Origin of the sequence: Kitasatospora sp. NBC_00374 (assembly GCF_041434935.1) — a bacterium.
Lineage (GTDB): Bacteria > Actinomycetota > Actinomycetes > Streptomycetales > Streptomycetaceae > Kitasatospora.
The window spans coordinates 2,289,954-2,312,213 of record NZ_CP107964.1 but is presented as its reverse complement, the minus strand read 5'-3'; the positions used below and the strand labels follow the sequence as shown (position 1 = coordinate 2,312,213).

Here is a 22,260-nt window from a genome sequence, read left to right as displayed (position 1 = left end):
TCCGTGAAAGGTTTGCCGTGAACGACCTCAGTGCTCTCCCGGACGGTTTCGTCTGGGGCGCGGCCACCGCCGCGTACCAGGTCGAGGGGTCCGTGGACGCCGACGGCCGCGCACCCTCCATCTGGGACACCTTCTCCCACACCCCGGGGAAGGTCGCCGGCGGCGACACCGGTGACACCGCCTGCGACCACTACCGCCGCTGGCCCGAGGACCTCGGCCTGATGAAGCGACTCGGCCTGGACGCCTACCGGTTCTCCGTCGCCTGGCCCCGCGTGGTGCCGCAGGCCGACGGCCGGGTCAACGCGGCCGGCCTGGCCTTCTACGACCGCCTGGTCGACGCCCTGCTCGAAGCCGGCATCACCCCCTTCCCCACCCTGTACCACTGGGACCTCCCGCAGGCCCAGCAGGACCGCGGCGGATGGCCCGAGCGCTCCACCGCGGAACGCTTCGGCGAGTACGCGGCCGTCGTCGCCGAACGGCTCGGCGACCGGGTCACCCACTGGGCCACCCTCAACGAGCCGCTCTGCTCGGCCTGGATCGGCCACCTCGACGGCGACATGGCCCCCGGCCTGACCGACCTGACCGCCGCCGTCCGCGCCTCCTTCCACCTGCACCTCGGCCACGGCCTGGCCGTCCAGGCCCTGCGGGCGCACGTCCCCGGCGCGCAGATCGGCATCGTCAACAACCTGTCCACCGTCCAGCCCGGCAGCGACCGCCCGGCCGACCTCGCGGCGGCCGTCCGCGCCGACGGCCACATCAACCGCTGGTGGCTCGACCCGGTGCTCGGCCGCGGCTACCCACAGGACATGGTCGACGTCTACGGTGTCGAACTCCCGGTCCGCGACGGCGACATGGAGCTGATCTCGGCCCCGCTCGACTGGCTCGGCCTGAACTACTACTTCCGCCAGATCGTCGCCGACGACCCCACCGGCCCGGCGCCGTACTTCCGCCAGCTGCCCGGCCCCGGCCCCGAACACACCGCGATGCCCTGGGAGGTGCACGCCCCTGGCATCGAGGAGCTCCTGCTGCGGCTCACCAAGGAGTACAACGCCCCGAAGCTGTACGTCACCGAGAACGGCGCCGCCTACCCGGACACCGTCGCCCCGGACGGCAGCGTCCACGACCCGGAGCGCACCGCCTACCTGGAGCGGCACCTGGCCGCCTGCGCCTCCGCCGCCGCCCAGGGCGCCCCGCTGGCCGGGTACTTCGCCTGGTCGCTGCTCGACAACTTCGAGTGGGCGTACGGCTACGACAAGCGCTTCGGCCTGATCCGGGTCGACTACGAGACCCAGCAGCGCACCGTCAAGACCAGCGGTCACCGCTACGCGGAGCTGATCCGTCGGCACCGCGCCCGCTGAGCGGCGCCGGGTCGACGGGGCACCGCCCGGCGACGTCGACCGGTGCGGCACCGGCAGGCTCAGGACGCCGTGCGCGGGATCCGCCGCTCCCAGTGCCGGTCGAACAGCACGCCGCCGCCCTCCAGCGCCCGCAGGTGGTCGCGGGTGATGAAGTGCGTGGCGTCGCAGCTGATCTCGGAGCGGCTCTGGACGGTGGCGTCCCATCCGATGTCGGGGCGCTCCAGCCGGATCGTCCAGTCGGACCGGGTCTGTGCGCCGAGCGGGTCGTCGGAGTGGATCCGGTACGCCTCCACGGCGTGCTCCTGGTGGACGAGGCCGTCCGGGTGGATATGGGAGGCGCCGGCGCCGGGGGAGACCTCCAGTCGCCACTCGCCGGCGGCGATGTCGTGGACGGCCAGCCGGTCGGGGCGGGCGGTGAGCGGCTCGGCGGTGGCGACGTCGAGCGGGGCGGCCTGCTCGGGCGCCTCGAAGGTGATCGGCGGGCCGCCGACGTCCGCGGCCAGATGGCGTACCGGCAGGGTGAGGGTGCTGTGGCCGGGGTCGATCTCGAAGCCGGCGGCCTCGGGCTGCGGCCACACCCAGGGCCAGTACGCGCAGGACAGCGCGAGCCGCAGCCGGTGGCCGGCCGGGAAGGAGTGGGCGACGGCCGTCAGGTCGAGGTCGACCTCCTCGACGGCGCCCGGCTCCCAGTCGACCGTGCGGACCGTGCCCTGCCGGGCGGTCAGGTTGAGCACGCCCCGGGTGACCAGGGTGGAGGCGCCGTCCGGCGCGACGTCGCACAGCCGGGCGGCCACCTGGCCGCGCCGGGCGTCGCAGCGCACCCGCAGCCGTACCCCGGGGCGGCCGAGGATCTCGACCGGCTCGGGCATCGGGGTGGAGTCGAAGCAGATCGAGCGGCCGTCCTCCTCGCGTTGGTCGGGCGGGAGGTCGGCGGGGCCGCCGACCGGGCGCGGGCGTCCGGCGTCGATACCGGTGTGCTGGGGGGAGCGGACCCGGACGAAGCGGTCCTCGGAGGCGGTGCCGGCGGTGCGCAGCGCGGTGTCCAGGCCGTAGTGGATCTCCCGGACGTCGGGGGAGGGCCAGGACTCGTCGCCGACCCAGCGGCCGGGCCGGTTGGCGTAGGCGGTGGCCGGCGGTACCGATTCGTTCATCCAGCTGCGCAGGACGGGCTCGGCCATCACCCCGGTGTCCCGGTCCTTGAGCCAGTGGTCCCACCAGCGCAGGGTCTCCTGCAGGAAGCCGATCGCCGGGCCGGGGGGAAGCCCCTGGTCGGGGTACTGGTGCGGCCAGGGGCCGATGATGCCGCGCACCGGCGCGTCCAGGTGCTCGACCAGGCGCAGCACGGTGTCCGCGTGCGGATCGGCCCAGCCGCCGACGGCGAGGACGGCGGCGGTGATCGTGCCGTAGTCCTCGCGGAGGCTGCCGCGCCGCCAGTAGTCGTCGCGGTGCTGGTGGGTGAGCCAGGGGTGGATGGCGGGGGTCAGGGCGTCCAGCCGTTCGGTCCACACCCGGCGCCAGCCGTCGCCGACGTAGCGCGGGTCCGGCGGGAGGGCGGCGAGGGCCAGGGCGGTGGCGGAGTGGGTGTGCATGCCGCTGGCCAGCAGCGAGCCGCCCAGGTAGTGCGCGTCGTCGTACCGGTCGTCGGCGGCGCAGACGGCGACGACGGCCCGGAGCGGTTCGGGGGCGAGCGCGGCGATCCGCAGGCCGAGGGTGCCGCCGGCGGCGAGGCCGAACAGGCCGACCGTACCGCTGGACCAGGGCCGGCCGGCGAGCCATTCGACCACCGCGGCGCCGTCGGCCTCCTGCTGTCCGGTGTCCTCGTCGGCGGGCAGGCCCTCGGAGTTCCCGTGTCCTCGGGCGTCGACCCGGACGGAGGCGTAGCCGTGGCCGGCGTACCAGGGGTGCCGTTCGGCGTCGCGCCGTGCCGTCCGGTCGGTGAGCCGGGAGGCCAGGTACTCCAGCAGGACCGGTACGGGCTCGGGGGTGACGGGCCGCCAGATCCGGGCGTACAGCTGGTCGCCGTCGGGCAGCGGGATGCGGACGTCCTCGCGGGTGATCGGGTAGGGGTACGAGGTGGGGTGCCGCATGGTGGCTGCTCCCTGCGCGTGGGCGGTCCTGCGGGCCGGTGGCCGCCGGGGCCGGGCGCGCGGGGAGCAGTGGGATGTCCCGGCGCGGCCCGGCCGGACGGTCGCCGAATCAGACAATAGTGGACATTGTGCCCGGCCTCCTGGTCGGCTGCCGCTGCGAGTCGCCGGTGCGCGAGGGGCTGCCGACCAGGAGGGGAGTGCGGGACTCAGGCCTTGCTGAGCCAGGCGGTGGCGTTCAGGGCGAGTGCCGCGTTGGTGCCCGCCGGGTCGTCCCAGCCGTTGTAGAGGGTGTTGCCGGACTGGCCGGTGCCGTCGTCGGCGGGGGAGCTGTCGCCCCAGGCGGCGACCCGGCCGTTGCCGAAGGTGCTGGTGACGAAGAACGCGCCGGTGTTGCCGCTGTACCCGGTGCGGTAGACCAGGCCCTTGACGGCGGCGTTGTCCGCGGGCTTGAGGGTGAAGGTGGTGCCGCTGCGCAGGATGGAGCCGGTGACGGTGCCGAACGGGCCGTGCAGCACCGGGTCGCTCGGGAGGGCGGTGGCGCGCGGGTTGTCGGTGGAGATGTTCGCGAGGTCGACCGAGAAGCCGAAGGGGTCGGTGTTGTCGACGCCGTTGCTGGTGAACAGATCGTTGATGATCTTCGGGGAGTCCCAGCCGTCGTTGTTGCGGTCGCTGTTGAGGTGGTCGGAGATCAGGAACAGGCCGCCGCCGTTCTGCACGAACCGCATGACGGCGGTCTTCTCGGCCGTGCTGAATCTGGTGTTCGGCTCGGCGACCACGAAGGTGTCGAAGTTGGCGAGGTCCAGCGCACCGCCGCCGCCGTAGCTGATGGTGTTGCCGGCGGGCAGCGTCTTCAGGCTGTACTGGCCGGTCTTCTGCAGGGCGACGCCCCAGGCGGAGAGGGCGCCGGTCCAGCTCTTCTCGGTGCTGGGGCTGGCGTTCTGGGCCAGCGGGTCGGGCTGGGCGGTGCTGATGATCCAGTCGGCGTTGCCGGCCGTCTCGGCCTTGGTGTTGTCGAACAGCACCCGGTGCGGGACGGCGGTGGCGGTGGCGGTGGCGGCGGCGTGCGCGGGGGCGGCCGGGGCGGCGAGGCCGGTGAGGGCGGCCGCCAGGACGGCCAGGGTGGTCGCGGCGGCCTTGCCGCGGGTGTGCCGGAAGGTGGTCATCTGCCGTTCCTCCGTGGGGATGTGGGGGTTGTCCGGGCCGGGTCGGCCGCGTGGACGGCACCGAGTATCCGCGCGTAGACGGGGCGGGCGTAAGTATCGGTGAGTTACCGAATCGTGTACGGGGTGTGACATCTCCCCGGGATTCGCCGCTCCGGTATGCGAGACGGAGGCAGACGATTCGAAGTCGCTGTTGCGCATGATTTGCACATGGGTACAACAGGGAGGAAAACTGGCCCGGCTCGACCCCTGCCCCGAGAGGACCTCCATGTCAGCGACTGGCCGACTGCGCGACCGGCTCACCCGGGACGAGTGGATCCGTCTCGCGGGGATGGGCGGTTTCATCCTCGCCCTGCACGTCATCGGATGGTTCACCCTGCTGGCGGTCATCGCCCCCCAGCACTACGACGTCGGCGGCCAGGTCTTCGGCGCCGGCATGGGCCTGACGGCCTACACGCTGGGGATGAGACACGCCTTCGACGCCGACCACATCGCGGCCATCGACAACACCACCCGCAAGCTGATGGGGCAGGGCAAGCGGCCGCTCTCGGTGGGCTTCTGGTTCTCGCTGGGCCACTCGTCCATCGTCTTCGGCCTGTGCGCGCTGCTCGCCTTCGGCATCCAGTCACTGGCCGGCCAGGTCGAGTCGGACGACTCCTCGCTGCACGACGCCACCGGCCTGATCGGCGTCTCGGTCTCCGGCACCTTCCTGGTGCTGATCGGCCTGATCAACCTCGGCGCCTTCAACGGCATCCTCAAGGTGTTCCGCAAGATGCGCGAGGGCGAGTACGACGAGGCGGAGTTGGAGCGGCAGCTGGACAAGCGCGGCTTCATGAACCGGATCCTCGGCCGGGTCACCCGGGCGGTCACCAAGCCCTGGCACATGTACCCGGTCGGCCTGCTCTTCGGACTCGGTTTCGACACCGCGACCGAGGTCTCGCTGCTGGTACTGGCGGGCGGCGCGGCGGCCTTCTCGCTGCCCTGGTACGCCCTGCTGGTGCTGCCGGTGCTGTTCGCGGCGGGCATGAGCCTGCTGGACACCATCGACGGCTCGTTCATGAACTTCGCCTACGAGTGGGCCTTCTCCAAGCCGGTCCGCAAGATCTACTACAACCTCACCGTGACCGGCCTCTCGGTGCTGGTGGCCCTGGTGATCGGCGTGATCGAGCTGGTCGGGCTGCTCGGCGAGAAGCTGGAGATCACCTCGGGCCCGGTCGGCTGGATCGCCGGGCTCGACCTCAACATGGTGGGCTACGTCATCGTCGGCCTGTTCGTGCTGACCTGGATCGGCGCGGTCGCGTACTGGAAGTTCGGCCGGGTCGAGCAGAAGTGGTCGGCGACCGTCCGCGAGCCCGCCCCCGTCCAGGACTGACCCGCGCGTCGAGGGCCCGCCGGCCCGGAGCTGACTCCGGGCCGGCGGGCTTCGTGCTGTCCGGACGGACCGGCGGACCGGCCCTGACCCGGCCGCGGCTCAGCAGGTCAGCTGCGGCGCCGCCCAGTCGGCGTGGTCCGAGGAGGCCCCGTCGCCGCCGTCGGTGACCACCAGGCGCAGTTCCAGCGCACCGGTCAGATCGGCCGTCAGGTGCCTGGCCGCGTCCTGGTAGGTGAGCAGACCGCTGTCGGCGGCCAAGGTGGCGTCCTTCCAGATCTGGAAGACCACCGAACCCTTGACGGCGGACTCGTCGTCCACGCCCACGTCGGTGCTGAGCGAGGTGCAGTCGCCGCCCAGGTAGTAGGTGACCTCGCTGTAGGCGTGGGTGCCCAGACCCTTGGCGTAGGTCGCGCCCTGGACGGTCAGGGGGTGGCCGTCGCCGGCCGGGGCCTCGTTGTTGCTGCGGTCCCGCTCGACCGGGCCCCAGCCGTTGACCGCGGCGGACCAGGGCAGGTCGCTCAGCGGACGGGTGCCGGCCGCCGGGCCGCCGCCGCAGGCCAGCTTGGGGTCGGCCCAGTCGGCGTGGTCGTACCGCAGCCCGTCGCCGGCGTCGGTGACCACCAGGCGCAGGTCGGCGGCGCCGGTGAGGTCCGCACTGAGCCGCCTGACCGCGTCGCGACCGGTCAGCGTCCCGCTGTCGGCGGCCTTGGCGCCGTCCTTCCAGATCTGGAAGACCACCGAACCGTTGCCGTACGCCTCGTCGTCCACCCCCACGTCCACGGTGAGGTTCCGGCAGGTTCCGCCGAGGTGGTAGGTGATGTCGCTGCCGGCGTGCACGCCCAAGCCCCGGCTGTACGCGGCGCCGCGCAGGGCCAGGGTGCGCCCGTCGCCGGCGCCGGCCTCACCGTTGCTGCGGTCCCGCTCGGCCGGGCCCCAGCCGTTGACCGCCGAGGTCCAGGACAGGTCGCTGAGCCGGTTCATCCCGGCCGGCGGCGGCACCGGGCTGCCGGGGGTGACCCGGAGCATCACCGTGCCGTGCGCCGGCACCGAGGCGCTGATCGCACCGGTGGTGCTGCTGCTCTGCTTGCTCCACAGGTCCTTGACGGCGTACGAGGTGGCGCCGCCGATGCCGACCGCCTGGACGGTGGTGGAGACGGTGGCGGCGGACGTGCCCTCGTTGGTCAGGGTCACCGAACGGCTGCCGTCCGCCAGCGGCTTGGACATCACGACCTTGCCGGCGGAGGAGGACACCACGGTGCCCTGGCGGCCGAGCGGGTCCTGGTCGACGGCTATGACGTCCTTGTTGGTCAGGATGTCGAAGGTCGCCGCGTCGGCCTTCCGCAGGTCGGTGCCGATCAGCAGCGGGGCGGCCATCTGGGCCCAGAGGCTGAAGTGGGTGCGGTACTCCGTCCCGGTCATCCCGCCGTTGCCGACCTCCAGCATGTCCGGGTCGTTCCAGGCACCCGGGCGGGCGTACGGGGCGAGCTGCTGGTTCTGGTGCGCGATGGTGATCATGCTGGACCAGGAGTCGCTGATGTCACCGGTGGTGCGCCAGGAGTTGCCGACCGGCTGCGCCCAGTTCCACGGCTGGTTGGCGCCCCACTCGCAGATGCTCAGCAGGATCGGTCGGCCGGTGGCCTTGAGCGCGTCCCGCATGGTCGTGTACCGGAGCTTGGCGTCCACGCCCTGGTTGTTGCAGTTGTCGTACTTGAGGTAGTCCACACCCCAGGAGGCCCACAGGTTGGCGTCCTGCTGTTCGTGGCCCAGTCCGCCGGGGAAGCCCTTGACGTCACAGGTCCTGCTTCCGGCGCTGGAGTAGATGCCGAACTTGAGGCCCTTGGCGTGCACGTAGTCGGCGACGGCCTTGATGCCGTTCGGGAAACGCACCGGGTCGGGCACCAGGTTGCCGGAGGCGTCGCGGTCGGGCAGTGCCCAGCAGTCGTCCAGGTTGACGTACTGGTAGCCGGCCGTCTTGAGGCCCTTGCTGACGAAGAGGTCGGCGATGCCCTTGACCATCGCCTCGTTGAAGTCGGCACCGCACCAGGTGGAGTTCCAGTTGTTGAAACCCATCTGCGGGGTGAGGGCGAGGCCGTTGTCCAGTGCCAGTGCGGGAGGGGCGCTCGCCAGCTGGACGGTCGCGGTGAGAGCGGCGCCACCGGTCAGCAGCGCGAGTGAGGTGAGCGTCGAGAGCGCTCGGCGGCGCCAGGAGGTTCTGCGGGACAGCACGGGTGGGCTCCTGCAGGGTGAGGGGGAGTCGGATCGGAAGGCAACCAAAGCCAACGCGTTCCAACGGAATGTCACACATGACAGCGGTGTTTCCCGGGCCCGTCAAGAGTGCTGACACAGCTTCAGATCAGGCGGTTGGCCGGAACTGGCGGTAGGTCGACCCAAATCAACAGCCTTTCGGTCGACTGTTGGTAAATGTTGATCTATGCGCTGAATCTGTCCACGGATCGGACGCTCCCGTGCCGGTGGGCGACCGTGTCCGCGCCAAGAGTTAACGCGTCAGCCCTTGTCGCGCCATTTTCTACGCGCGTATCTTTGGCAGGTCGAAGTGCCCGCGAGGCTTCGGATCTACGCGAGTAGTAAGCGCTCTGACATACCCTCAACCGCCCGGAGACCCACGTCGACCGGGCAGCCGCCCTGCCCGGAACGGACCGCCGTGGCGGCTCGGGCAGATTAAGGAGTCCTGTACCGGTGTCCAAGCCCACCGCCCGCCCCCGCTCCCGCAGGGCGCTGCTGCGCGCCACCATCCTCCCGGCCGGCGTCGCGGCCTCGCTCGTGCTCGTCCCGCTGCCGGGTGCCGCCGCCGCGCCGTCCGCCGACGCGGTGATCGCCGAGGTCTACGGCGGTGGCGGCAACTCCGGTGCCACGCTGAAGAACGACTTCATCGAGCTCGCCAACAAGGGCGGTGCCGCGTTCGGTCTGGCCGACTTCAGTGTGCAGTACATCTCGGCCAGCCCCGGCCCGACCTCGGCCTGGAGCGTCACCCCGCTCACCGGCTCGATAGCCCCCGGCGGCCGCTACCTGGTGGCCGGCGCGGCCGGTGCCGGCGGCACCGTCGACCTGCCGACCGCCGACGCCACCGGCACCCTCGCGCTGTCCGGCACCGCCGGTACCGTCGCCCTGGTCCAGGGCGCCGCCCCGCTCACCTGCAAGACCGCCGCCGACTGCGCCGCCGACCCGCGGGTGCGCGACCTGGTCGGGTTCGGCACCGCGGTGGTCCGCGAGGGCAGCGGCCCCGCTGCCGGCGCGAGCAACACCGCCTCGGTGGCCCGCGCCGCGAACCTCGCCGACACCGACGACAACGCGGCCGACCTCAAGGCCGGTGACCCCACGCCCACCAACAGCAAGGGCGAGAGCACCGGCGGCGGCCCGACCACCCCGCCGAACCCGACCGAGCCCGGCACCGTCCGGATCCACGACATCCAGGGCACCACCCGGCTGTCGCCGAAGGCCGGCCAGACCGTCCCCGGCATCCCCGGCGTGGTCACCGGCGTGCGCACCTACGGCTCCAAGGGCTTCTGGATCCAGGACACCGCCCCGGACGCCGACCCGGCCACCAGCGAGGGCGTGTTCGTCTACACCGGCAGCGCCGCCCCGACCGTCAAGGTCGGCGACTCGGTGCTGGTCACCGCCAAGGTGACCGAGTACTACCCGAACCAGGCCGGCGGCAGCCAGTCCGTCACCGAGCTGACCAATCCGCTGGTCACCGTGGTGTCCTCCGGCAACCCGGTGCCCGCACCGGTCGTGCTGAACGACGACTCCATCCCCGCGGAGTACAGCGCGCAGGCCGCCGGCGGCTCGATCGAGGCCCTCCCGCTGAAGCCCGGTACCTACGCGCTGGACCTGTTCGAGTCCCTGGAGGGGATGAACGTCCAGGTCAAGAACGTCCGCGTGGTGCAGGCCACCGACCAGTACCACGAGCTGTGGGTCGAGGCCCGGCGGGAGGACGAGAAGTCCAAGCGCGGCGGCGCGGTCTACCTGGGCTACGACAAGCCCAACTCCGGTCGTCTGATGGTCCAGGCACTCACCCCGGAGGCCGAGAAGCCGTTCCCGCTGGCCAACGTCGGTGACCAGCTCAAGGGCCTGACCACCGGCCCGCTGGACTACAACCAGTTCGGCGGCTACACCCTGGCGGCCGCCACCCTGGGTACCCTGCAGGACAACGGCCTGGAGCGCGAGGTCACCAGGCCGGCGGCGGCCGGTGAACTCTCCATCGCCACCTACAACGTGGAGAACCTCGACCCGAGCGACCCGGACTCCAAGTTCGGCGAGCTCGCCAAGGGCGTGGTGACCAACCTGCGCTCGCCCGACATCGTGACCCTGGAGGAGATCCAGGACAACAACGGCGCCACCAACGACGGCACCGTGGACGCGAGCGCCACCGTGGCCAAGTTCGTCGCCGCGATCCAGGCGGCCGGCGGCCCGGCCTACGACTGGCGCTCCATCAACCCCGAGAACAACAAGGACGGCGGCGAGCCCGGCGGAAACATCCGCCAGGTCTTCCTGTTCAACCCGCAGCGGGTCTCCTTCACCGACATCGCGGGCGGCTCGGCCACCGCCGCCGTCGACGTCGCGGGCCAGGGGAAGACCACCGCGCTGACCGCCTCACCGGGCCGGATCGACCCCGGCAACGAGGCCTGGAACTCCAGCCGCAAGCCGCTGGTCGGCCAGTTCTCGTTCAAGGGCAAGAAGGTCTTCGTCATCGCCAACCACTTCAACAGCAAGGGCGGCGACCAGGGCATCGACAGCCGCTTCCAGGCTCCGACCCGCTCCTCCGAGGTGCAGCGGGTCAAGCAGGCCGGCATCGAGCAGGCCTTCGTCGCCAAGCTGCTGGCCGCCGACCCGCAGGCCAAGGTGGTCTCGCTCGGCGACTTCAACGACTACCAGTTCTCGCCGGCGCTGACCGCGCTCACCAAGGACTGCGTCCTGCGCGACCTGGTCGACGAGCTTCCGGAGAAGCAGCGCTACTCCTACGTCTACCAGGGCAACTCGCAGGTGCTCGACCACATCCTGGTCAGCCCCGGTCTGACCCACGCCAAGTACGACGTGGTGCACATCAACAGCGAGTTCGCCTCGCAGGCCAGCGACCACGACCCGCAGGTGGTCCGCGTCAAGCCGTGACGCCCGGGCCGTGACCCGTAGCGCACGAAGCCCCCGGACCGGTCGGTCCGGGGGCTTCGTGGTGCCGCGAGGTCGGGGCTACAGCAACGTGCCGCGAGGCCGGGCTACAGCAACGCGGCCGACAGCAGCGTCACCGGGGCGGTGGCGCCGCCCGCGCCGGGCGCGGTGACGTCGGCCCAGGTGGACCAGCGGCCGGCGGTGTAGTCGCCGTTGGCGTTGAACACGTGGCCGTTGCTGACGGCGTAGAGGCGCAGCGTGTTGTAGCTGCCGCCGTAGGTGGTGGCGCTGAGCTGGGTGATGGCGCCGGGCAGTCCGGTGACGGCGGAGACGTCGGCCCAGGTGGTCCAGGTGCCGGCGCTGTAGTCGCCGGTGGCCTGGTGGACGTTGCCGCCGGCCAGCGCGAGGACGTGGAACTTGGAGCCGATGGCGGTGGCGGACAGTTCGGTGATGCCGGCGGGGTTGCCGATGGCGGCGCTGAGGTCGCCGCTGCTCCAGCGGCCGGCGGTGTAGTCGCCGTCGGCGATCCGGACCCGGCCGTCGCTGCCGAGGGCGGCGACGTGCAGGGCGTTGCCGATGGTCGCCACGGCGATGCGGCTGGTGCCGGCGGGCAGGCGGGCCTCGCCGGTGATGTCGCCCCAGGCGCTCCACCGGTCGGCGGCACGGTCGTGGGAGGCCTCGTACACCCGGCCGTTGGAGACGGCGACCAGGTGGGTCGTGGTCCCGATCACGGCGCCGGCCACCTGGGTCACGTTCGGAAGCGCTCCGGCGCCCGAGGCGCCGGTGATCTCGGACCAGCTGGACCACTGGCCCAGGTCCACGGCCCCGCCCGCCTCGAAGTGGAACGGTGCCATGCTGCGGTCCGCGCCGTAGATCCGGCCGCCCGCGACCACGAAGGTCCGCAGCCGGTCCCAGCGGGCGTTGACGGTGGTCAACGCGGTGACCTGGTCGGGGGAGAAGGCCGCCCCGGTGGCCCCGACCGGGGCGAACGGCGCCCAGAGGTCCCGGTTGAGGTTGTTCCCGGCGTCGACGAGCCCGGCGGAGGTCCGGGCGACCACCTGGACCCGCAGGACCGGCAGCAGGACCTCGTAGGCGGGGTCGGCCTTGACCACGACCTGCTTGGTCCTGGAGGCCGTGCGGCCGGCGTCGTCGGTCACCGTGACCTTGACGTTGTAGGTGCCGGACTGCCAGTAGGTGTGCTGGTTGTACTGGTCGTTGTTGAGGACGGTGCCGTCGCCGAAGTCGACCTGGGTGGAGGTGACCGCGTAGGGCGAGGTCGAGGCCGGGACGACGTGCAGGTTGAGCTTGGTGTCGACCTCGGTGGTGAAGTCCGTGACGAGGTCGGCCGGCTCGGACACCTTGACCGGGAAGCTGGTCGCGACGACCCGCTCGCCGCGGGCGTCGGTGAGGGTGGCCGTCACGTAGTAGCTGCCGGGCCGGTCGTAGGTGTGGCCGACCTCGGCGTCCGAGGTGCTCACGACCGGGTCGGTGCCGTCCCCGAAGTCGTACGAGTAGGAGACGAGGGGGGAGTTCCACTCGCTCTGGGCCTGGGCCTTCGCCTTGACCGCGAAGGGCGCGGCTCCCTTGGGGTACCGGACCTGGTCGCCCCGGAGGGTGACACTGCCACTGCGCAGGCCGGTGCGCTCGATGGCGCCGCGGTCGCGGGTGGTCCCGCCGGGCCCGGTGTTCCCGACGGTCGGGTGGTCGACCGGGCCGGCGCCGAGCAGGTCGGTGCCGACGCCGGGCGCGTCGGGGTCACCCGAGTCGATGGCCGCCGTGGCGCTGTCCGGGAGCCGGTTAAAGGGCCAGTTCAGACTCGGGTCGAAAGCGGTGTCGAGATCGGTGTCGTGCTGGCCCTGTCCGGTCGCCGTCCGGAACGCGGCGACCGTCGGGTAGCCGGTGCCGGCCCAGTCGTAGGACGTCGCGCCCGGCCAGGGGTGGACGGTGTTGTAGTCCACCTTGGCGCTTGCCGCCGCGCCTGCGGAGACCGTGACCGGCGGCAGTTTGCTCGGGCACTTGCGGTCGTCGAACCGGGAGTTGTCCGCGTTGTGCCTGGTGATGACGTTGTTCTCGACCACGCCGCCGGTGGCGGCGCCGCCGAGCACCACACCGGCGCCGCACGGGAAGGCGATGGTGTTGTTGGTGATCGCGGTGTCGGGGGCGTCGGTGACGGCGATCGCGGTCGGCATGACCGAGTTGAAGTCGTTGGCCGTGACCAGGGTGGCGCGCGCGCCCTCGACGACGACTCCGGCGGAGCCGAGGAAGAGGTTGCGGCTGACCGTCACCCGGTCGCTCGCGCCCGACACCCGGACGGTGGCGGAGCCGGAGTCGGCGTCGAACACGTTCTGGTCGACGACCACCCCGGTGGAGTCGGAGACCGTCACCGCGTCCGTGGCCTCGCCGTCCTGGAAGCCCCGGACCACGACGTCGTGGACGTTCGAGATGACGAAGGCCTTCTCGCTCGCCGCCTTGTGGCGGATCGTCGGCTGGGCGGAGCTGTCGTGCGAGATCGGCCCGCCGAGGAAGGTGATCGGCCTGTCCGCCGTGCCGGACCGGGTGATGTGCACCTCCTCCTGGTAGCCGGAGGTGCTCGGCAGGACCCGGACCGTCTGGCCCGGTTCGGCGACCTTGGCCGCGGCGGAGATGGTGCAGTACGGCTGGGCGATGGTGCCGCCGCCGGTGTCGGAGCAGTGCGCGGTGTCGTTGTTGTTCACGATCAGGACGCCGACGGCTGCCGTCGCGGCGGGGATCGGTAGTCCGAGGACGGTGGTGACCGCTGCCGCGGTCAGCCCGGTCGCATGTCTCAGACGCATGTGGGGCTACTCCTGGTGTCAGGTCGGAGCCCGCTCCGCCGCCCTGACGAACCATTCGAATGCCGGGCGGAGAAGCGGTGAAGATCCGCACAGCCTGCCACCCGGACGACCCGGGCGTCGAACCGGATTCGGGGCGCCGCGGACGACCCTCGGCGGGCCGTCCGCGGCGCACACCGCGCCGGCGCTCCGTCAGCGACCGAGCGCCTTCAGCACGGCCCGGGACATCACCTGCTCGCCGGTCGCGTTCGGGTGGAACGGGACGGCGAGGGAGTGCGGGATGGTGCCCTCGATCCAGCGGTCGGCCGAGCAGATGTCATGGCCCCTGGTGGGGCCGGCGGTGTCGACGTAGGTGGCGCCGTTGGCCGCGGCGGTCGAGGCGAGCATGGAGTTCAGGCTGCCGAGGACGCCGCGCAGGTAGGCCACGTCGCCGACGGTCACGGGCTGGCGTCCGACGCAGTCCCACTCGTCGTCGGGCAGCACGGAGGGGTAGCCGACCAGCAGGACCTTGGCCTTCGGGGCCTTGGCGTGGATCCGCTGCAGGGCGTCGGCCAGCTGCGGGCGGGCGGCCGCGATCCGGCGCTGCAGGGTGTCCTCGCCCCACTGCCAGCGCCAGCTGCTCCAGTCCCAGTGGCCGTCGGCGTAGTGGTCCTTGCAGGGGGTGCCGAGCGGGTTGATCACCGCGCCGCCGATGCAGGTGGCGATCACGTCGGCGATGCCCAGGTCGGAGGTGCCCAGGTCGTTGCCGCCGATGCCGATGGTGATCAGCTCGGTGTCGGCGGTGACGGAGTCGAGCTGAGGGTCGTTCACCCGGATGAAGGCGTCGTACTGGGCCGAGGTGATGGCCTTGATCTTGGCGGCCGAGCAGGTGGTGTCGGTGTACGAGCTGCTGTGCAGTGCGGCCGCCACCAGGTGTCCGTAGTTGCGGTCCGAGCGCAGGCACAGTCCGGCGTACTGGCCGGGCACGCCCGCGCCGGCGGCGTAGGAGTCGCCGAGGGCCACGTACTTGCCGGTGCCGGCGGCGGCCTGGGCCGGTGCGCCGAGGGCGGTCAGGGCGGTGAGGGCGGCGGCCATGAGCACGCCGCCCGCCAGGACGGACTTTCGTTTCGGGGCAGGGCCGAGCACGGTTCCTCCTGGGGGAGAGAAACGATGGGTGGGTGGGGGTGCGTGTGAGCCAAGCCACAGCGGCTACTGATTGGTAAGTTACTGGCACGTTAACGGGGTGTCCAGGCCTCAGTCGCCATCAATTCAGCCTGAATGCCGGTCAGTTCCCTTTGGAATTACGCTCCATGGTGGAGCGCAACCATGCCTTCCACGGGTGCCCTCGGACGATCGCCAATCCGTCCGAAAAAAGTCTGTGCGATTTCTGTTATCCCCATCCGCCCCACCCGTCTCCTAGGTGTCGGCACCCACACCGACACCTGCCGATGAGGGAGAGACGCGCATGGGACACAGGGGAGCGGTATCACGCCGCCGAAATCGCCGCGGTCGGCTGCTGGTTGCAGCCACCGTGACAGCCGGCCTCATCGCGGGGGCCGTCACCATCGGCACCGCGATGGGCGGCGACCGCCCGGTGGTGTCCGCCGACGCCGCGCTCACGCAGGAGATCGGCCCGGCGGCCGGCCCGCTGCACAACGAGGCACCCACACCGGTGGCCTCGGTGCCGGAGAGCGATATAGGCAAGGGCATGGTCTACACCGGGCTGGTGGCCGCGGGCACCGGCGACAAGTGTGTCGGCGTGTTCAAGGTCTCCGACGCGGGGCTGTGTACGCACGGCCCGGACGAGCCGCCGAAGGGCGTCGACATCCACCAGGACACCAAGCCCGCCGCGGCCGCCGCCGTCGAGCCGGCCGCGCTCGCCGTGAGCCAGGACGCGCCGCCCTCCGCGGCCGACCTGCTGAAGGACAGCCAGCCGGTCTTCGACGTGCAGTCCGGCGCCGCGCTGGCCTCCGACGCCCCGGCCGGCGGGACGCCCGCCGCCGCGGCCGCAGCCGCCGCGGGCACCGCGGTGGTCTGTGACGGCGACGGCAGCACCGGGAACCGCGTGCAGGTGCTGTACGTGCACGGGCCCGGCAAGGACCGTTTCGGCCAGTACCTGCCCTCGTTCAAGAAGTGGGCCGCCGACGCCGACGTCATCTACAACGCCAGCGCCCAGGAGACCGGCGGCACCCGCCACATCCGCTACGTCACCGAGTCCGACTGCTCGGCCGCGGTGCTGAACGTGGAGCTGCCGGACGCCACGCTGCAGGAGTTCGGCGCCACCAACAACGCGCTGGCCAAGCAGGGCTTCAACCGCAAGGATCGCAAGTACATGATCTTCGCGGAGGCCCAGGTCTACTGCGGCATCGGCACCTTCGCCGGTGACGAGCGTCCGGGCAAGGACAACCAGAGCAACTTCGGCCCCTCCTACGGCCGCACCGACGGCGGCTGCTGGGGCGGCTCGACCGCCGCGCACGAGCTCGGCCACAACCTCGGCGCCGTGAACAACAGCGCGCCGAACAGCAGCAAGGCCGGCCACTGCGTCGACGAGTGGGACCTCATGTGCTACTCGGACGCGCCGTACTACCCCAAGATGATCACCAAGTGCCCCAACCGCGCCAGTGACGAGCGGCTGGACTGCAACCACGACGACTACTACAACACCAACCCGGCGTCGGGCAGCTACCTCACCACCCACTGGAACGTGGCCAACAACCAGTTCCTGATCTCCGGCGGCGGCACCGGGCCCAACCCGACGCCGACCCCGACCCCCACGCCGAGCCCGACCAAGACCGGCACCGGCACCCCGACCCCGAACCCCTCGCCGAGCCCCACCAAGACCTCGACGACCCCCACTCCCAACCCGAGCCCGAGCCCGACCTCGACCGGCGGTCCGGTCTCGCCCGAGGTGGCGATCGGCCAGCTCACCCAGAACTCGGTCATGCTGAGCTGGGGTCAGGTCGCGAACGCGGCCGGCTACGACCTCGTGCTCGACGGCCGGACCCTCGGCACCGTCCGCTCCACCGTCGTCAGCCTGGTCAACCTGCGCCCCGACACCGCCTACAAGGTGGCCGTCGCCGTGCGCGACCAGTCCGGCAAGGTCACCAAGCCCGGCCGTGAGACCTCCTTCCGCACCCCGAAGGCCGCGGGCCCGGACGGCCCGACCAAGCCCGGCACCAAGTACACGATGACCAACAGCCTGACCGGCCAGGCCGCCGACATGTGGGGTGGCTCGACCCGTGACGGCGCCGTGCTGATCGGCTACCAGCGCACCGGCTACGCCAACCAGCAGTGGACGTTCGAGGACCAGGGCGACGGCAACCTGCGGGTCCGCTCCGTCCGCTCGGACAAGTGCCTGCAGATCGGCGGCTCGCCGGTGGCCGGCCAGTACGTCATGCAGCAGCCGTGCAGCTCCGCGGACACCCAGCAGTGGAAGATCACCGCGAGCGGCAGCGGTAACACGCTGACCGCGAAGGGCTCCTCGCTGGTGCTCGGCGCCAGCAAGCGCTGGTACTACGGTGGCTGGCTGCTCGAACTGCAGCAGCCGAACAACCAGACGTACCAGAACTGGACCATCCAGCCGGTCTCCTGAGGCCGACCCAAGCCGGTGGGGCGGGAACCGACCCCCTCCCGCCCCACCGCTCGTACGAGGAGTCACCGCAGATGCGCATCCGTACCCTCGCCGCCGCCGCGGTGCTCGCCGGTGCCGCCCTCGTGGGCGGGGCCGGCCAGGCCGGCGCCCACGGCGACACCATCGTCTTCAAGGTCACCGCACTGGGGGACGGGCACACCCGGGCGGCCGCTCTCTGGGCGAACGACAACGACCCGGTCACCGAGAAGGTGGCCGCCACGCTCAGCGCCGTCGCGGACGACGGACGGTCGGTCGGCCCGTGGAAGCTGGAGCCGGTGGCCGACGCCCCCGGCACCTTCACCACGGCGCTCGCCCTGCCGCCCGGCCACTGGGCCGTGACCGTCGAGTCCGGCTTCCCGGCCCTCGGCCGGGGCCAGGCGGACCTGACCGTCACCGCGGTACCGGGGACGTCCCCGAGCCAGGGCACCGTCGTCGAACCGGTCGCGCCGTCCGCGGCGCCGTCCACCCCGCCCCCGTCGGTGAACGACCCGGTCGCCGCACCGGCCGCCTCCTCGTCCGATTCGGGCCCCAGTTGGATCATCGCCGTGACGGCGACCGTCGTCGCGATCGCCGCGGTGATGGTCGCCACCGCGCTGCTGCGCCGCCGCCGCGCGGCCGGCTGACCCGCACCACCCCGCCCGGCCGTCGGCCCGGGACGCCGCACCGTCGGTGTCCCGGGCCGATGCGCGTCGGCCGCCGGGCCGGGGCTGCCGGCGGCGGGCGGTGCGGTGCGGTGCGGGCGGTGGTTACCGGCCGGTTGACCGACCGGCCCGCAGGCCGCAGTATCGGGGCACCCACCGAGCCCTGGAGGACCGTTCGCATGGCACTGGACGCCGACGTCATCGTGATCGGAGCCGGCCTCGCGGGCCTGGTCGCCACCGCCGAACTCGCCGACGCGGGACGGAAGGTGATCCTGCTCGACCAGGAGCCCGCGGCCAACCTCGGTGGCCAGGCACACTGGTCCTTCGGCGGCCTCTTCCTGGTGGACTCGCCCGAGCAGCGCCGGATGCGGATCCGCGACTCCCACGACCTCGCCTGGCAGGACTGGCTCGGCACGGCGGGCTTCGACCGCCCCGAGGACGCGTGGCCCCGCCGGTGGGCCGAGGCGTACGTGGACTTCGCGGCCGGTGAGAAGCGCGCCTGGCTGCACGGCCAGGGCGTCCGGTTCTTCCCGGTGGTCGGCTGGGCCGAGCGCGGCGGCCTGCTCGCCACCGGCCCCGGGAACTCGGTGCCGCGCTTCCACATCACCTGGGGTACCGGCCCCGGCCTGGTCGAGCCGTTCGCCCGCCGGGTCATGGCGGCGGTCGCCGCCGGACGGGTGGAGCTGAGGTTCCGGCACCGGGTCACCTCGCTGGGCGCCACCGCGGGCGCGGTGGACACCGTCGCCGGCGAGGTGCTGGTGCCCAGCACCGTCGGGCGTGGGGAGCCCAGTTCGCGCGAGGTCGCCGACACCTTCGAGCTGCGGGCGCAGGCGGTGATCGTCTCCTCCGGCGGCATCGGCGGCAACCACGAACTGGTCCGCAAGGCCTGGCCGGCCCGCCTCGGCACCCCGCCGGAGCGGCTGCTGTCCGGGGTGCCGGCCCACGTCGACGGGCTGATGCTGGGCATCGCCGGCGCGGCCGGCGGCCACCTGATCAACGGCGACCGGATGTGGCACTACACCGAGGGCATCGAGAACTGGGACCCGATCTGGCCCCGGCACGGCATCCGCATCCTGCCCGGCCCGTCCTCGCTCTGGCTGGACGCCCGCGGCAACCGGCTGCCCGTCCCGCTGTTCCCCGGCTTCGACACGCTCGGGACCCTCGAACACATCATGACCACCGGGTACGACCACACCTGGTTCGTCCTCACCCAGAAGATCATCGAGAAGGAGTTCGCCCTCTCCGGCTCCGAGCAGAACCCCGACCTGACCGGGAAGTCCGTCAGGGGCGTGCTCGGCCGGGCGCTGCCGGGCGCCACCGAACCGGTCGAGGCGTTCAAGCGGCACGGCGCGGACTTCGTGGTCGCCGACTCGCTCACCGAACTGGTCCGCGGGATGAACGCGCTGGGAGGCCGGACGGCGAGCACCGAGACGCTGATCGACGAGGCCGCGCTGCGCCGCGAGATCGAGGCCAGGGACCGCGAGATGGCCAACCCGTTCAGCAAGGACCTCCAGGTCACCGCCGTCCACGGCGCCCGTCGCTACCTCGGCGACCGGCTGATCCGCACCGCGACGCCGCACCGCCTGCTCGACCCCAAGGCCGGTCCGCTGATCGCGGTGCGGCTCAACATCCTCACCCGCAAGTCGCTCGGCGGGCTGCAGACCGACCTGTCCTCGCGGGTGCTGCGGGCCGACGGCTCCGTCCTGGACGGCCTCTACGCGGCCGGCGAGGCGGCCGGCTTCGGCGGCGGCGGCGTCCACGGCTACCGCTCACTGGAAGGCACCTTCCTCGGCGGCTGCCTCTTCTCCGGCCGGGCCGCCGGACGGGCGGCGGCCGCGGCGACGGCCTGACGCCGGGTCGGGCCGGGTCCGGCGCCGCGGGAGACACAAGGCGGAGGGAGGCCAGGGCAGGGGGAGGCCGGGTGTGGACCGGGGAGGCGCGTGGGGCAGAATCCTGGAGGCCGTGGTGGTGATCATCGCGACGGCCTCCCGAGGTCCGTGGAAGGAAGCCGATGCCCCGCTCGCCCCGTAAGGAATCCGCCGCCCCGGCCGCGCCGGTGACGGTGACGGTCTGCCGGGGGTGCTGCTGCGGAGACGCCGCGAAGTACCCGGGGGTGGACCACCGGGGCCAGTTGGACAAGCTGAACGCCGGGATCGGGGCGGCCGGGAAGGTGCGCGTGGTGGACTGCCTGGACGTCTGCGACCACGCCAACGTCGTCGTGGTCAGCCCCTCGGCGGAGGGCCGCCGGGCGGGCGGCCGGCCGGTCTGGCTGGGCTGGGTCTTCCAGGACGACATGCTGGACGACATCACCGCCTGGGTGCGGGACGGCGGCCCGGGCGTCGTCGAACCCCCGGGCACCCTCGACCTCCAGGCCTTCGCGGTGTCCCGCCGGGTCCGCGCGGGACTGCCGGAGCAGACCGGCTGATCCGAAGCCGCGGACACCGGGCCCGCGCGACATCACGATTCATACCAGTTGACGTCGGCCTTGCCGATTCAGCTGTCGATCGGGTGTCAACCTCCTTACGCTGCAGAGGTCATGACGTCTGCCCGCAGGAGATGCGACGATGTTCCTCCTCTCGATCCTGCTGCTCGCCCTCGGTGTCGCGCTGGTCGTCCTCAGGCGCCGGGCCGTCGTCGAGTTCCGTTTCGCGACGCTCGCCGGCCTGCTGGTCGCCGTCGTCGGACTGCTGCTCGGGCTGAGCACCTTCACCCACGTGGTCGAGCCGTACGAGGTCGCGGTACCGACCTCGCTCGGCTCCGTGGGCAGCACCTGGAAGCCCGGGTTGCACCTGAAGTCCCCGCTGACCGAGGTCACCACGTTCTCGACCCGGCCCACCGACCTCAACCTCACCGGGAACGACACCGTCGAGGTGCGTTCGTCCGAGGGCGGGGTGCTCTACGTCGACCTGACCGTGAAGTGGTCGATCGACCCGGAGCACACCCTCGCGCTCTACCGGCTGTCCGGCAGCTCCGAGAACGTCCAGCAGCGGCTGGTGTATCCGGACGCCCGCGAGATCGTCCGCAACGTCTTCGCCAAGCACACCAGCGTCGAGGGCTACGCGAGCCAGCGCGAGGTCATCAACGCCGAGATGGGCCGGCTGATCACCGAGCGGATGGCCCCCCGCGGGATCATCGTGAACGGCGTGAACCTGCGCAACGTCAAGCCGAGCGAGGTCCTGCAGAAGGCGATCGACCAGAAGATCCAGCAGGACCAGGCCACCGAGCAGGCCGCGGCGGCCGTGCTGACCGCCAAGGCGCAGGCCGAGCAGCGCAGGATCGAGGCCGAGAGCACGGCCCAGGCCAACTCGCTGATCGCCAGCTCGCTCACCGACAGGATCCTGATGAGCCAGTGCATCGAGGCGTTCAAGGCCGCCGCCGAGAAGAACCCGGTCTACGCCAGCCCGTGTGGCGGTTCGGCCGCCGGCGGCGCACCGCTGATCGTGGACGGCACCAAGCGGTAGGACCGCACCGGGCGGTGGCGGGCGGCGGTGCCCCGGGCGCGTCGGGTCAGGGTGCCCCGCCCGGGGCGCGCCGCGGCGCGGCGCCGCGCTGCGAGCCCGCCGGCCAGACCACCTCGACGGGGACGCCGGCCCGCCGCGCGGCGGCGACCATGTGGGCCGTGCCGCCGCGTCCGTTGCCGGGCAGACCGTCCCAGACCGCGACCAACAGCTCGGCGCGGCACAGCAGTTCGGCGTTGGCCGCTTCGTAGGCCGCGGCGCCGGGGACGGCGAACGGCAGCACGACCACCTCGGCGGCGGCCTCCCGCAGCCGGTCGAACTCCGGTGCGTAGTCCTCGCCGACCGACGCCCGGTAGGCCGGTGAGGGGATCACCGCCACCAGCCGCCCGCCGGCCTCCAGCACCGCTTCGGCGAACAGCGCGTCGGCTCCCCGGGCCAGGCAGGAGACGCCGGTCAGTCCGGCGGCCGGGTGGTGGGCCAGCAGGCGGCGCAGGGCGGTGCGGACCAGGCGGACGGTGGGTCCGCTGAGATCCAGGTGCCCGGTCACCGCGATCACCGTCATGACGTCCCCTCGGCTCGGCTCACCGGATGCTACCGGCCGGGTCGGGGCCGTGGTGGGGACAGTGTGGATTCGCCGCCT

The 22,260-nt window shown here is 72.1% G+C and carries 13 protein-coding genes and 1 pseudogene; 8 read left to right on the top strand and 6 right to left on the bottom strand.

Going from position 1 to position 22,260, the window contains the following annotated elements:
• The first annotated feature begins 17 nt into the window (after positions 1 to 17).
• Positions 18 to 1,358: a GH1 family beta-glucosidase gene (locus OG871_RS10320; RefSeq protein ID WP_371496154.1), complete on the top strand. Its 1,341-nt coding sequence runs from the start codon at positions 18 to 20 to the stop codon at positions 1,356 to 1,358.
• A 59-nt stretch (positions 1,359 to 1,417) separates the two neighbouring features.
• Here OG871_RS10320 and OG871_RS10315 read toward each other — a convergent pair whose 3' ends face one another.
• Entirely contained in the window at positions 1,418 to 3,445 is a 2,028-nt protein-coding gene (locus OG871_RS10315) for a CocE/NonD family hydrolase (RefSeq protein WP_371496152.1), read from the bottom strand.
• 209 nt (positions 3,446 to 3,654) lie between these two features.
• Positions 3,655 to 4,608 (bottom strand): annotated as a pseudogene (locus tag OG871_RS10310) (hydrolase); the annotation flags it as partial.
• 265 nt (positions 4,609 to 4,873) lie between these two features.
• Here OG871_RS10310 and OG871_RS10305 point away from each other — a divergent pair.
• A complete protein-coding gene (locus tag OG871_RS10305; RefSeq protein WP_371496150.1) occupies positions 4,874 to 5,977 on the top strand; it encodes a HoxN/HupN/NixA family nickel/cobalt transporter in 1,104 nt (367 codons plus the stop codon).
• A 99-nt stretch (positions 5,978 to 6,076) separates the two neighbouring features.
• Here OG871_RS10305 and OG871_RS10300 read toward each other — a convergent pair whose 3' ends face one another.
• Entirely contained in the window at positions 6,077 to 8,200 is a 2,124-nt protein-coding gene (locus OG871_RS10300; protein WP_371503266.1) for an NPCBM/NEW2 domain-containing protein, read from the bottom strand.
• A gap of 474 nt (positions 8,201 to 8,674) precedes the next feature.
• On the opposite strand from OG871_RS10300, the gene OG871_RS10295 reads away from it, so the two are divergent.
• Positions 8,675 to 11,104 carry an endonuclease/exonuclease/phosphatase family protein gene (locus tag OG871_RS10295; protein WP_371496148.1) on the top strand — a complete coding sequence of 810 codons (2,430 nt, stop codon included), beginning with the start codon at positions 8,675 to 8,677 and terminating at the stop codon, positions 11,102 to 11,104.
• A 104-nt stretch (positions 11,105 to 11,208) separates the two neighbouring features.
• On the opposite strand, the gene OG871_RS10290 is transcribed toward OG871_RS10295, so the two are convergent.
• Positions 11,209 to 13,914, bottom strand: coding sequence for a PKD domain-containing protein (locus OG871_RS10290; RefSeq protein WP_371496146.1), 2,706 nt, complete (start codon positions 13,912 to 13,914; stop codon positions 11,209 to 11,211).
• A gap of 189 nt (positions 13,915 to 14,103) precedes the next feature.
• Positions 14,104 to 15,036: an SGNH/GDSL hydrolase family protein gene (locus tag OG871_RS10285; protein WP_371496144.1), complete on the bottom strand. Its 933-nt coding sequence runs from the start codon at positions 15,034 to 15,036 to the stop codon at positions 14,104 to 14,106.
• Positions 15,037 to 15,421: 385 nt separating this feature from the next.
• Here OG871_RS10285 and OG871_RS10280 point away from each other — a divergent pair, with 385 nt between their 5' ends.
• The 5 genes from OG871_RS10280 (at position 15,422) to OG871_RS10260 (ending at position 21,623) form a co-directional block, all read left to right on the top strand.
• Positions 15,422 to 17,482: an RICIN domain-containing protein gene (locus OG871_RS10280; protein ID WP_371496142.1), complete on the top strand. Its 2,061-nt coding sequence runs from the start codon at positions 15,422 to 15,424 to the stop codon at positions 17,480 to 17,482.
• A 71-nt stretch (positions 17,483 to 17,553) separates the two neighbouring features.
• A complete protein-coding gene (locus OG871_RS10275; protein WP_371496140.1) occupies positions 17,554 to 18,144 on the top strand; it encodes a hypothetical protein in 591 nt (196 codons plus the stop codon).
• A gap of 197 nt (positions 18,145 to 18,341) precedes the next feature.
• Positions 18,342 to 20,012 (top strand): FAD-binding dehydrogenase, encoded by a 1,671-nt coding sequence (locus OG871_RS10270; RefSeq protein ID WP_371496138.1) that lies wholly within the window; start codon positions 18,342 to 18,344, stop codon positions 20,010 to 20,012.
• Between the two features lie 161 nt (positions 20,013 to 20,173).
• Positions 20,174 to 20,587: a (2Fe-2S) ferredoxin domain-containing protein gene (locus tag OG871_RS10265; protein ID WP_371496136.1), complete on the top strand. Its 414-nt coding sequence runs from the start codon at positions 20,174 to 20,176 to the stop codon at positions 20,585 to 20,587.
• A gap of 139 nt (positions 20,588 to 20,726) precedes the next feature.
• Entirely contained in the window at positions 20,727 to 21,623 is an 897-nt protein-coding gene (locus tag OG871_RS10260; protein WP_371496134.1) for a prohibitin family protein, read from the top strand.
• Between the two features lie 46 nt (positions 21,624 to 21,669).
• Here OG871_RS10260 and OG871_RS10255 read toward each other — a convergent pair whose 3' ends face one another.
• Complete coding sequence (locus OG871_RS10255; protein WP_371496132.1) at positions 21,670 to 22,182, bottom strand: hypothetical protein; 513 nt, start codon at positions 22,180 to 22,182, stop codon at positions 21,670 to 21,672.
• Positions 22,183 to 22,260 lie beyond the last annotated feature (78 nt).